Source organism: Capsulimonas corticalis (assembly GCF_003574315.2).
GTDB classification, from domain to species: Bacteria; Armatimonadota; Armatimonadia; order Armatimonadales; family Capsulimonadaceae; genus Capsulimonas; species Capsulimonas corticalis.
Genome location: NZ_AP025739.1, coordinates 2,889,615 through 2,902,868 on the forward strand (window position 1 = coordinate 2,889,615; position 13,254 = coordinate 2,902,868).

The following is a 13,254-nucleotide window of genomic DNA, read 5'->3' on the forward strand; positions in this document are numbered from 1 at the left end:
CCTGTATGTTACCCGACGGCGCCGATTTGTCGCTTGGCGCCGGGCCTTGCTCCTGGGATAAACGATCCGACATTGTCCCATCCTCCTAATGTGCGAGTTCCTGTTCGATCCGTGAAAACTCATCGTTCGAGTCCGCCGCCGGCTTGAGGCGGCCCGGGTGGGTGGCGATAAACAAAACGGGAGCGACAATCAGCGTGAATAGCGTGGACACCGTCAGGCCGCCGATGACGGCGATCGCCAGCGGCCGCTGCATCGCCGCGCCGGCGCCCAGGCCCAGAGCCAGGGGCAGAAGCGCCAGGATCGCGCCGACAGTCGTCATCAGGATCGGGCGCAGACGCATTCGGGCCGCCTCGATCATGACGTCGATATTCGGCCGGTCCGGGCCGAGTTTTTGCAGGTGGTTGAAGAAGTCGAAGAGAACGATCCCGTTCTCCGTGACGATGCCGACGATCATCACCGCCCCGGTGAAGCTGGAGATATTGAGCGGGGTGCTGGTGATATACAGCCCGAGCAGGACGCCGGACAGCGAGACGATGGCGGCGATCAGCAGCGAGAACGTCTGGCGGAACGAGCGAAGCTGCACGATCAGCAGCGCGGTGACCGCCAGCACCGCCGTCGCGAGCACGGCGGCGAGCTGGAGGAAGGAATCCTGCTGACTGGCGTACAGGCCGCCGTATTCAATGCGATATCCCGGCGGCAGATGCAGGCCCTTCGCCAGCCGCGACTGAACGTCGTGTACGGCGCTGCCCAGGTCTCGTCCCTCCAGGCCGGCGGTGACGGCGACCATCGGCAGCTGGTTCTCGCGCGTGATCTGCGGCGTGCCCGCCGCCGCCTCGATACTCGCCACCGCGCTCAAAGGAACCGTCGCGCCGCTGGGAGTGGCGATCGCGACGCCGGGGAGCAAAGCGGGATCCAGCGGCGCGCCTTTGCGGGTCGCCTGCACGCGGACATCGATCCCTTCTTCGCCCTGCTGCACGCGCGTGGCGATCGAGCCGGCCATCGCGGTCGTCACCGCCGAGGTAACGGCTTCCGTGGTCAGTCCGTAGCGGGCCGCCTGCGCGCTGTCCACGTGGGCGATCAGCTCCGGGCCGCTTTCCACAACGCCGTCGTTTTCATCGACAACGCCCGGCGTCCTGGTGACGATATCGCCGGCGGCGTGCGCGAGATCGGCCAGCTTGGCCGGGTCGTCGCCGAAGATCTTGACCTCAATCGCCTTGGGCGATCCGGCCATATCGCCGATCCCATCCTGAAGGATCTGGATATAATCGCCTTCCGCCTGCGGAAACTTCCCGCCGATCTGCTCGCGCAGGTCCGTCATGATGTCGTCGGCGCTGCGCGTCCGGTCGGTCTTGAGACGGACCAGAATGTCGCCCTGGCTTTGCTCCGCCAGCTCCAGTCCTGAGCCGGACAGCGCGCCGGTCAGCCGCGACCAGGCCGCGACCTCCGGAGTTTTGCCTAGAATGGTTTCGATCTCCCGGGCGACGCGGTCCGTTTCGACGAGCGAGGTTCCCGGCGGCAGGCGGTAATCGACAACGAACGCGCCTTCGTCGAATTCCGGGAAGAATCCGGTTTGCAGATGATTGAACAGCAGCCACGCGCCGAAGACGACGGGGACGAGCAAGCCCAGGACAACGACCGGCTTGCGCAGGCACCAGGTCAGGATGCGGCTGTACCGTTCGGCGACTCGCTCCATGATCCGCACGGGAAGCGAGGGCTTATGCGCCTCGCCGTCCTTCTTCTCCGCGTCGCGCGGCAATAAGACGTCGGCTAGGAGGGGCGTCAGACACAGAGCGAGCACCAGGGAGACAAAGAGCGTCGCGACCATCACGAGCGCCAGCGGGCCGAAGAACTGGCCGGTGACGCCGCTCAGAAACGTCAGCGGCAGGAACGCGGCCATGGTGGTCAGCGAGGAGCCGACCATGGCGGGAGTGATCGCCTGGATGCCGGCGGCGATCGCCGCCCGCCGCGACCGCCCCATCTCGCGTTCATGGAAGATATTCTCGACGACGACGATGCCGTCGTCGATCACCAGGCCGAGCGCGATCGCCAGCGCGCCGAGCGTCATGATATTGAGCGTCTGCCCGAGCGCCTTCATCAGGCCGAAGGTGATCAAAATGCTGAGCGGCAGGATGATCAGCACGATGCTCGCCGCCCGGATGTTGCCCAGGAACAGCGTCAGGACGATCAGCGCCAGAATGCCGCCGATCACGATCGATTCGATGACGCTGCTTTCGGAGGACTTCACGATCTCCGATTGGTCGTAGAAGAGTGATGTGTCGACCCCCGCCGGCAGCGTCGAGCGCAGGTCGGCGAGCGCGGCGTGGACTTCGTCGGCGACCTGCACGGTGTTGGCGTCGGGCTGCTTGATCACATTGACGATGACCGCCGGGCTGCCGTTGCCCGTGGCGAGGATCGTGCGCGGCTGCACGGAGCGGGACACCGTGGCGATATCGGAGACGGCGATCGGAACGCCGTTCTTGGCCGCGACCGTCACGGCCCGGACATCATCTTCATTGCGCAGCAGTCCGGAGACCAGAATCTCGTAGCGCTGGTAGGCGTGATTGATCTGCCCGACCGAGGATACGCCGTTCGCCTTCGCGATCGCGTCCTGCACATCTTGCAGCGTCAGGCCATGCGCGGCCAGCGCGCGCGGCTCTACGGCGACAAGAAACTCGGGCGCGTCGCCGCCGGTGATCCGGATCTGAGCCACGCCGGGCAAGCGCGCCAGGCGCGGCCGAATGGTGTAATTCGCCAGACGGCGCAGCTCCGCGAGATCGACGGTCTTGGAGGTGAGGCTATATCCCATGATCGGGAAGATCGAGGGGTTGATGACCTCGGCCGTCACATTGGCGCCCGCCGGCAGGGTCGGGCGGGTATCGGAGATCTGGCCCTGGACGCGCTGGAGGGCGAGCTGCATGTCCGTGCCCCAGGCGAAGGTGACATCGAGACTGTCGCTTCCCCGGCTGGTGACGGACTGGACTTTTGTGACGCCGGGGACGGTGCTGACCGCCGCCTCCAGCGGGCGCGTGACCTGCGCGAGGGTCGTCTCCAGCGGAATATCGCCGGCGTCCGCCGAGACGGCGACGCGCGGCACGACCAGCTGCGGAAAGATGGCGACCGGCAGATGCAGCGCGAAGTAGCCGCCCAGCACGCAGAGCAGCAGGGTGAGGGTCAGGACGGCCTTGCGGTGCGACCAGAGGAAGCGGGTGAGTTTCACGGCTGCGCCTCGGCTTTGGCGACGGTGACCTTGGTTCCGTCCGGCAGTCCGTAGCCTCCCAGGGTGATGACTCGGTCCGAGGCGCTCAGGCCGCTCAGGATCTCCACGTCGTCGCCCTCGCGCAGTCCGGTCTTCACGGTCTGGATGTGGGCCGTTCCGTCCGCCGTCACGGTGACGACCGTGTGCGAGCCGTCGGCGCTGTCGAGCACGGAGCTTTTCGGAACGAGCAGCGCGCCCACATGGCGGTCCACGACGATCTGGGACTTAACGTAGAGATCGTCTTTCAGGAGATGGCCGGGATTGGCGACCGTCGCCAGAACCGGGATCGAGCCGCTGGTCGCATCGACCTGGCTGCCGACGGTCTGCACCACGGTCTGGAAGGTTTTGCCCGGCAGGCTGTCCGTTTGGAAGGAAACGGTCTGGCCGGCGTGCAGCGCGCGCGCCTTCTCGCTCGTGATAAACATCTGGAGCTGAAGGACATCCAGATTGGTGATGGTCGCCAGCTTCACCGTCGTGTCCACGGCTTCGCCGGGCGCCGCCCCGACTGCGGTAATCTGCCCCGCGAGCGGAGCGCGCAGCGTGTAGAGCGTCAGCTGCGCGCGGGACGTCTCCAGCGCGCCCTGCGCGCTGCGGACCTGCTGGCGGGCGACGGCGATGTCCTGGCGCTTGACGACGTCCTGCAAGGAAGCCGCCTGCGCCGCTTCCACGGCGCGCCGCTGTCCCTCCACCGTCTGCCGCTGCGCCGCAATCGTTTGGCGCTGGGCGTCGGCGGTGGCGGAGGCCGTGCGCAGGGCCGCCTGCGCCGCCTCCACATCTTTCTGCGCGACCAACCCTTCGCCGAATAAGTTCTGCGTCCGGGCCAGCGTCTGCTGGGCGTTCGTCACGGCGGCTTCATCGCCGATCAAGGTGGCTTCGGCGACGCCTTGCGTCGCCTTGGCGTTGGCGAGGGCCGCCTGGGCCTGCAAGATCGCGGAGCGGCTGGACGCCTGCTGCTGAAGGGCGTTTACCTTCGCCTGCTGCACCTGAACTTGGTTCTGCTGGACCGCCGCCTGCGCCTGGTCGATCTGTCCGAGCAATGTCCGGTTGGAAAGGCGCGCGATGAGCTGGCCTGCGGTCACGGTTTGGCCGACGCGCACCGGCAGCGCCTCCAGCACGCCCGCGACCGCCGGCGCCAGCGTCGCTTCCCGGCTGCGCATCGCCATCAGGGTTCCCGAAGCGCCCAGGCGATCCTCGATCGTCCCACGGCGCGCCGAAGCGACTTGAACGGTCGGGGTGACTTCGGCCGGCTGGGCCGAGGCGTCCGTCTCCGCCGCCTTATGGCTGCAGCCGGAGCAAATCAGTGCGGCCAGCGCCAGCGGCGCGGCGGCGCGTAAAAATACGGTCTCGCGTGGGTTCATGGAGCGGCCTTTTCCGGAGCGGGAGTGATGAGCAGGGCAAGAGAGGATTCGGCGGCGGCCTGGTCGTACCGCGCCTGCGTTTCGGCGATGCGCGTCTGGGCGAGCGCGGCCTGCGCGTTCAAAACATCGGACAGCGGGAACAGGCCCTGCTGGTATCCGAGCAGCGTTTTGTCGTAAACGATCTGGGCGTTGGCGCGGGCCTCGGCCGCCGATCGCGACTGGACGGCGGCGCTGCGCGCGTTCAGATACGCAGCGCCGGCCGCGGTGACGGCGCTGCTGCGCGCCGATTCGCGCTGCGCCTTGGCCTGCGCCAGCGCCGCCTCGGCCTCGCGGGTCTGGCCCCGCGCCAGCCCGCCGTCCGAGATCGGGATGGTGACGGTCGCCTGGATCGTGTTGAGCCGGGAAAACCCGGTTTTGTCGTTGCTGCGCGCGTCGCTGAGATCCACGGACAGGGCGGGCTCGCGCCAGAGCCGCGCGGACTTTACCGCCTCCTCATCCGCCTGGACCGTCGCGTCGGCCGCCCGCAGATCCGGGGAGCGCTGCTCGGCGAGCGCGCGGACCTCGGTTTCGGTATGCGCGTCGGAGACGTGCGCCGGATCCACTTCCTGTACCGTGAGCGGCGCGTCCAGGTCGCGAGACAGCAGGGCGCTGAGCGCCTGCCGGGCGACCGTCACGGCGTTCTCCGCCTGCGCGCGCTGCGCCTGCGCCGCCGAGACCGGAACCTGCGCCCGCAGCACGTCCAGCTGCGGAACGTCGCCGGCTTTGTTGCGTTTTTGAACTTCGCTCAGCGAGCGCTCGGCCTCGGCGAGTGTCTGATCGGCGAGCGTGAGGAGAGCCTGCTTGCGCAGCAGATCGTAATACGCCGTATCCACCTGAGTGAGCAGGGTGATGCGCGCGGCCTCAAACTGCGCGCGGGCGGCGTCCGCCTGCCGCTGCGCCAGGCTGACCGCGAGCCGGGGCCGCAGTCCGAGGGGCAGGGGAATCGTCAGCGTATTTTGGAGTGTCTGGAAGTTTTCGTGGTCGGGCGGTCCCTGAATAACGTCCGCCGAGGATGCGCTCGCCGCGCTGCTGAAGGAGATCTGCGTCCGCTGCTGCGCCCTGGCCTGATCCACCTTCGCCAGCGCCTGAATGAGCTGCTGGGACGCCGCGCGGGCGCTGGGGTTTTGCGCCATCGCCTGCGTCTCGGCGGCCTGGAGAGTGAATGTGTTGGCGACGGGGGGAGCCGTCTGCGCCTGGGATTGCGAACACGAACCGAGCAGCGCCGCGCATGCGGCCGCAAAAGAAACACCGCGCTTGTTTACCCGTCCGGAAACCGCGCTTAGTCGAAATCTCATGCCGGCATTATTGCGTGCTGAGATTAAAGCGGCATTAGCGTTGTATTAGAATCGGCTAATAAATCGGGAGGCGTCGGCCGGGATGCGCCTGCTCTCTGCCGTATGGGTTTCGCCTAAGCCGCCGCGGACTCGGCGAGGCTTCGCCAGACGCCCATCAGTTTCTCGTGCAGCTCGATCGGTTTGACGGGTTTCGAGATGTAATCGTCCATGCCGGCGTCGAGGCAATCGTCGCGGTCGCCCGCCATGGCGTTGGCGGTCATGGCGAAGATGGGGATGCGCCGTCCGGTCTTTCGTTCTCGGAGACGGATCGCCTCGGTCGCTTCGAGGCCGCTCATTTCGGGCATCTGGACATCCATCAGGACCAGGTCGTACTTTCCGTGTTCCAGCGCTTCCAGAGCGTCGAACCCGTTGGCGACGGCGTCGGCGGCGCATCCCCATTTTTCGAGCAGCCGCAGGGCGACCTTTTGATTGATCGGATTGTCCTCGGCAAGCAGGATGCGCAGGCCAAGCGCGCTCTGCATCTCGCCGACGGCCGGGGCGGGCGCGGCGTGGCTCGGCGCTGATTCGGTCGAGTCGGCGGCGGCGCTTTCCTGGGACGAGGCGACCTTTTCCAGCGGCAGTTCAATCCAGAAGGTGCTGCCGGACCCGGGGGCGCTTTCCAGGCCGATCCGGCCGCCCATCAGCTCCGTGAGCTGGCGGCTGATGGTGAGGCCCAGGCCGGTTCCGCCGTATTTGCGGGTCGTGCTGCCGTCGGCCTGCGTGAAGCTATCGAATACGGCGGCCTGACGGTGCAGAGGAATGCCGATCCCGGTGTCGTGGACCGCGAGACGCACGCGGATCTCCGCGAAATCGTCGGGAACCACGCTCGCGCTGATCGAAACTTCTCCGGCGGGGGTGAACTTGATGGCGTTGCCCAGAAAGTTCGTGAGAATCTGCCGGATGCGGCCGGCGTCTCCGCGCAGCCGGGCCGGGATCTCGGAAGCGACCTGGGTGGCGAGCGTCAGCCCTGCGTCCTGGGCGCGCGGGCCGAGGATCTCCGCGACCGCCTTGATCGATTCGCGCAGATCGAAATCGTTGGTTTCGATCGCCATCTTTCCGGCCTCGATCTTGCTGAAATCGAGGATGTCGTTGATGATGGTCAGCAGCGTGTCTCCGCTGCCCTGAATGATGCGGGCGTACTCCCGCTGCTCCGCCGACAGCGAGGTGTCCAGCAGCAGGCCGGCCATGCCGATGACGCCGTTCATCGGCGTGCGGATCTCATGGCTCATATTGGCCAAAAACTCGGACTTCGTCTTGGCCGAAGCCAGGGCGGCGGCGCGGGCCTGATCCAGTTCGTTCTTCTGGATCTCCAGCTGTTCGTTCTTGGCTTGCAGCGCCTGCTCGGCGGCTTTGCGCTCCGTGATATCACGGATGGTCCCTTCGAAGTACTCCTGGGAGCCGTCGGGCGCAAAAACGCATCGGGCGTACATGGACACCCAGAGACACCCGCCGTCCCTGCGCCGAAACTCGACTTCGTAGCCCTCCACGCATCCGTCCGCGCTCATATGCTCCGAGGCGCGGTGCTCGGGGTGAGCGTAGAGCTGATTGGCGATATCGGTGTAGGTTTCGACGACTTCTTCCGGCGAGTCGTATCCCAGAAGGCGCGCGAAGGCCGGGTTGACGTCCAGGAACCGGCCCTGCGGGGTGGTTCGGAAGATCCCCTCGGCGGCGTGTTCGTAAATGCTGCGGTACTTCTCTTCGGCGTCGCGCAGCGCCTGTTCGACGCGTTTGGATTCCGTGATGTCGTGCATCGCGACCACGGCCCCCAGCTTTTCGCCCGCTGGGGAGTAGATCGCCTGGCCGCTCGCCAGCACGGTGCGTGGCGCGGCGCCCCTGGCGGCGATCACCATCTCGATGTTGCGTACGGATTCGCCTTGCAGCGCGCGGAACAGCGGAATCTCCGCCATCTCCATCTGGGTTTGCCCATCGGCCCGGAAGAGCTGATAGTGCTGCGCCCACTGCTCCGAGGGAATCGGTTCTTCCGGCAGGCCATGGAATGTGCGGCTGGCGACGTTAAACGTGGTGAGCACGCCGTTTGCGTCGCAGGCGACCACGCCCTCGTACATCGTGTCCAGCATGGCGTTGAGGAATTCGCGCTCTTTTTGCAGCGTCTGTTCGACCTGCTTGCGCTCCGTGATATCGACGACGACGGCGATTGCGCCGATAATGCCTCCCGAGGAATCGCGCAGCGGGCCGGCCGAAATGCTGATATCGACTTCCGCGCCGTCGCGCCGGACACGGCGCGTTTCGGCGCCGTTGAGGGCGTTGCCGGCCAGCAAACTGTCGATCATCTTCTGGGACGATTGGCGGGAGTCGGCGGGCACGAACGGCAGCGCGCCGCCCAGGACCTCGGCTTCGCTCCAGCCGAACAGCAGCTCCGCGCCATGGCTCCAGCTTTGCAGAAGGCCGTCGAGGCCGAAGGTGAAGATCGCGGCCGGCGACGCCGCGATCAGGGTCGACAGCTTTTCGTTCGCGCTCGCCAGTTCGTGGGTGCGCTGCCGCACGCGGAACTCCAGCTCTTCATGGCTGCTCCGCAGCTCTTCCTCGGCCTGCTTTCGATCGGAGATGTCTCGCAGGTAAGCGGTGAACAGTCGGCGGCCCGCGATGTTGAGCGGCGTGATCGTCAGCTCGACCGGCAGCCGCGATCCGTCGGCGCGCATGGCGGGGACTTCAATTCTTTTGTTGAGAACGGGGCCGTCGCCGGTCGCCAGGAAATGCCGCATTCCCGCTCGGTGGGCGTCCTGCAGCTCCGGCGGCACGATCCGCGTGGTCAGCTCCTGTCCGATCACGTCCGCCGCCAGGTATCCGAAGGTGGTCTCCGAGACTCGGTTCCAGTCGACGATGAGGCCAGATTCGTCGATGGTGATGATGCAGTCGAGCGCGGACGCCATGATCGCGTCCCGGCGGGCTTTGCTTTCGCTCAGCGCGTCTTCGGCGGCGCTGCGTTCGGCGATCTCGCGTTCCAGTCGCTCATTCGTATGAGCGAGCTGCGCCGTCCGGTCGGCCACGCGCCGCTCCAGCTCCGCGTTCAGTTCCGCGCGTTCGGCGGCGTACCGGCGCATCTCCAGCTGGTTCACGGTCTGCCGACTGAGGGCTTGCAGCGCGGAGATCTGCGCTTCCGTAAGCTCGCGCGGCTCGAGGTCGATCACGCAAAGCGATCCCAGGGCATGTCCGGAGGGGGTGATGAGCGGAGCGCCGGCGTAAAACCGTATTTCAGGCGCGTCGGTGACGAGGGAGTTGCCGGAGAAGCGCGGGTCCTTGGTGGCGTCCGGCACGATAAAGACGTTTCGCTGCTGGATGCTGTGCGCGCAGAACGCCAGTTCGCGCGGCGTTTCGGCGGCGTCCAGCCCATATTTCGCTTTGAACCACTGACGATGGTCGTCCACCAGAGAAATCAGCGCGATCGGAGTCCCGCAAATGGAGCTCGCCAGATGCACAAGATCGTCGAAATCCTGCTCCGGCAGCGTATCCATCACGTGATAAGATTGCAGAGCCGCCAGCCGCGCGGCTTCTTTGTCGTGTAAGGACTCCGGCATGATTATATTCTCAAGACGCATTTCATGGTTTATGAGAATATTGTCGGAATGCGAAGCGATTCTCTCCAGTTTGATCGGTTTTTTAAATTCGCTCCGGTCAGAGGTTCAGGAGATTGGCTCTTCCAGCGGGATGCGCAGGAGGATCGATGTCCCTCGGGATGACGTTGCGATCGCCACCCAATCGGACATGGCCAGCATCATCGTGAAGCCCATTCCGAGAGTTTGCCGTGTTGAGAATCCCAATTCGAGAATCGATTGGGCGAGGTTTTCAAGAGGAATGCCGGGTCCATGGTCGGTTGTCCGTATCAAGACCTCTTCGTTTGTCACCCACGCTTCAATAGTCCCGCCGCCGGCGTGTTTGATCACGTTCGTGGCGGCCTCCATGGCGCATGTGTTCAGTTGGTCCACTGCCGTGGGCGAGGCGCCGCGCGTGACGATCTGTTTCGAGACTGCGCCGCGAAAATGCGTTGCGTCCGAGGCTGCATTTAAAGTGACCGCAAAATCCGGCTCCGTCGTGACAAGGGCTTTGAGATCCGCGTCGTTCTTCAGCCGCAGCCTCCCGCCCGTCGCCGCCAGAAGCACGTCCCCCAGAAGCGCCGTCTGCTGGGCCTCGCTGTGCAGCGCAAATCGATTGCGCTTGGACAAAATCGGCGCCGGAGTGTCCGTCTCGGCGGAGACCGCCATGGCGACAAATAGCGAGATATCGTCGCGCAGCGGCCGGCTCGTGAAGCGGCGCAGCTGATCGATGATGCCGCCGGCGACGGTTTCAGCGTTTTCGCCATGCGCCACGGCGCCGGCGATGGCCGCCTTGAGACGTGAGTGTCCGAACATCTCACCATTTTCGAGCGCCGCCTCGATCAAGCCGTCCGTGCAGGCGACAAGCGCGTCCCCGGACCGCAGCGTCAGCCGCTTGCCTTCAAAGACGCACTCATCGGAGATCCCAATGGGCGGCCCGGTCGGTGAGAGCTCGATGATTTGATCGTTGCGCTGTATGTACGCCGTCTCGTGGCCGCAGGACGCGTAATCGAGTTCGCGCGTGACCGGGTCGTATAACGCCACAAAGATCCTCACAAAGCCCGTCAGGAGGCAGTGCTGCTCGACAATGGCGTTGAGCGCGGCGACGGCGTCCGTGACGCTTCCGCCCAGGTACAGGACGCAGCGCAGCATATTCCTCAGCGTGGACACCTGGGTGGCGGCGGCTAAGCCTTTGCCGCTCATATCGCCCAGGACGAGCGCAAAGCGGCCGTCTCCGAGCGGAAACACATCGTAAAAATCGCCGCCGATATTGGCTTCCGCAAGCGCCGGCTTGTAATAAACCCCGATATCGAGGCCGGGTATTTCCGGAAGCAGTGTCGGCTGCAAGGCGTTTTGTAGGGTGAGGGCGATATTGCGTTCGCGCTGATGGATGGTCGCGGCGTTCACGGCGCACTGCACTTGGGCCGCGACGGTTTCCACCAGCATAATCTCCGCCGGAGTCCACACGCGCGCCTGAGCGGCCATCGCCACTCCCAGGGTCGCCGCCAGGCGGCCATTCTCAAAGAGAGGAACCCGGATGAATGACGAAATTTCGAGCCGCTTCATTTTCGTCTTGACGCTGCCGGCCCAGGGCGCCGAACGGACATCGTCGATCACCAGCGGGCGGCCGTCTCGGTAGATGGATTCCGTATCGCAGTCCCAGAAGTTCGCCAGATCGTACTCGCCCGTGATGGCGGCGAGGCCCTCGCGCCGCCATTCGCGGGCGATTTTTGCGAAGCTGCAGCTGGCGTCGAAGAAAAGAAAGTAGCAGCGGTCGACGTTCAGCGCCTTCGCCAGCGCGTGGATGGCCTTTGTTTCAATCTCCTCGGGATCGAGCGAGCTGCGCAGCGAACGCCAGATATCGTTGAGCAGCGATTCGCGATCCGCGCGCTCCGCCAGTTCTCGCTGCGCCTCCCGGTACTCCGTGATATCGCGGAACGAAACGATCCGCCCATAGATCCGCCCATCGTCGCCGAGGACCGGCCCGGCAAAATGGTCGAAGACACGCCCGTCGAGGGTGTTGATCTCTCCGCGTGACGTGACGGTGGGATCGGCCTGGGCATGATGGAAATCGAACCCCGCTGGGAACACTCCCTCCATCTGGACGGAAAGCCTGCGCATGAGCGCTCGGTAATCGGCGCCGACGCGGCTGAAGCGTCCAGGGTTCCACATCGTCCGGAAGTTTGCGTTCTCTTTGACGACCCGCTGATGCTCGTCAAAGAGAACCACTCCATCGATCGTCGCTTCGATCTGCGCCTCAAGAAACGCATTTTTGCTTTTGAGCGCCTGTTCCGCCTGCTTGCGCTCGATCGCGTAGCGGATCGCGCGCTCCAGCGCCGGCGCGTGGATCTGCCCCTTCACCAGATAATCGGCGGCCCCGGCTTTCATCGCCTCAACATCGACATTGTGGTCACCCTGCCCTGTGAGCATGATGACGGGCGCGCGCCGGCTATTCATCCCGGAAGATTTGATCAGGTCCAAGCCGTTGTGTTTTCCCAGACGGTAGTCCACCAGGTAAACGTCATGCCCATCCCGCTCGATCTCCGTCTTTGCCGCTTCAAACGTGGAGACCCAGTCGATATCGAACGATCTCCCGTCGATCTCGCCCAGCAGATCGCGCGTGATGATATAGTCGTCCTGATCGTCGTCCGCCAGTAAAATACGCAGAGTTTTCGTATTCATGGTTTGCTTCCGAATATACGTCCGCTGCTTACGCGACGCTCGCGTTTTGCGCGCCTATTTCTCGAAAGTGCGTGATGCGATTGCGGCCATCGCCCTTGGACCGATACAATGCCTGGTCTGCCCTCGCGATCATCATTTCCGGACGAGCCGTTTCCGTATCCAATGACGAAATTCCGATGCTCGCGGTGACGCCTCGATGCGGCCAGTGATAAGTCTCAATGGTTCGTCTCAGCCGTTCCGCCAATATGAGCGCGCCCGACGCTTCCGTATGGCTCAAGATCATCACGAACTCCTCGCCGCCGTAACGGGCCGCCACATCGCCCTCGCGGGCGCTTTCTCGCAGGATCGCGGCGAACTGCCGCAGCGCTTCATCGCCGGCGGGGTGCCCGAAGGAATCGTTATACGATTTGAAGTGATCGATATCGATCACGAGCAGCGACAGCGGATACTTATATCTTAACGCCTGTTCGAACTCCTCGGCGAGCCGATTCTGAAACGTGCGATGGTTTGGGATATCGGTCAAACCATCATTGGCGGCCAGACTTGTGAGCGCCATGTTGTCGTCTCGAAGGCGCTCGTTTTGCATCGCCAGCTGCGCGCGCGCTTGCTCGATGATCGTGGCCTGCTCTTGCAGCTTTCGTTCAAAGCCCTTGCGCTCCATGGCGTATCGGATGGAGCGCTCAAGAAGGCGGGCGTCAAACTGTCCCTTGACGAGAAAATCCATGGCCCCGGCCTGCATGCTGACGACATCCAGAGTATGGTCTGCCTGACCGGTCAGGACAATTACCGGACCGGTAAAGCTGGCTCCCGCCTCGCCTTTCAGCACTCCTAATCCCGTAAATTCGCCCAGACGATAGTCGAGCAAGCAGACGTCATGCGCATTGGTTTTCAGTTTGGCGCACGCCGTTTCAAAGGTCGGCGCCCAGTCGACGTGGTAGCGGGCCGGCGATATCTCCTCCAGCAGGTCGCGCGTAATGATATAATCGTCCTCGTCATCTTCGACGAGCAGCAGGGTAATCGGTGTGTCGCTCATG

Annotated in this window: 6 protein-coding genes; all 6 read right to left on the reverse strand. The window is 64.5% G+C overall.

The genetic code is table 11. From position 1 onward, the window contains the following. Positions 1-85: 85 nt before the first annotated feature. Positions 86-3,217 (reverse strand): efflux RND transporter permease subunit, encoded by a 3,132-nt coding sequence (locus tag D5261_RS12385; protein WP_119321335.1) that lies wholly within the window; start codon positions 3,215-3,217, stop codon positions 86-88. Then, the gene (locus D5261_RS12390; protein WP_119321336.1) at positions 3,214-4,614 is read right to left on the reverse strand and encodes an efflux RND transporter periplasmic adaptor subunit; all 1,401 of its coding nucleotides are present in this window, start codon (positions 4,612-4,614) and stop codon (positions 3,214-3,216) included. The genes D5261_RS12385 and D5261_RS12390 overlap by 4 nt, the downstream gene beginning before the upstream one ends. Then, on the reverse strand, positions 4,611-5,948 hold the full coding sequence (locus D5261_RS12395) for a TolC family protein (protein WP_119321337.1): 1,338 nt from the start codon (positions 5,946-5,948) through the stop codon (positions 4,611-4,613). Before D5261_RS12395 ends, D5261_RS12390 begins: the two co-directional genes overlap by 4 nt. Before the next feature lie 113 nt (positions 5,949-6,061). After that, positions 6,062-9,523, reverse strand: a complete 3,462-nt coding sequence (locus tag D5261_RS12400) for a PAS domain S-box protein (protein ID WP_218025577.1) — start codon at positions 9,521-9,523, stop codon at positions 6,062-6,064. Positions 9,524-9,628: 105 nt separating this feature from the next. Beyond that, positions 9,629-12,220, reverse strand: coding sequence for a SpoIIE family protein phosphatase (locus D5261_RS12405; RefSeq protein ID WP_119321339.1), 2,592 nt, complete (start codon positions 12,218-12,220; stop codon positions 9,629-9,631). A 28-nt stretch (positions 12,221-12,248) separates the two neighbouring features. Then, on the reverse strand, positions 12,249-13,253 hold the full coding sequence (locus D5261_RS12410; RefSeq protein WP_165864176.1) for a GGDEF domain-containing response regulator: 1,005 nt from the start codon (positions 13,251-13,253) through the stop codon (positions 12,249-12,251). Position 13,254: the final 1 nt, after the last annotated feature.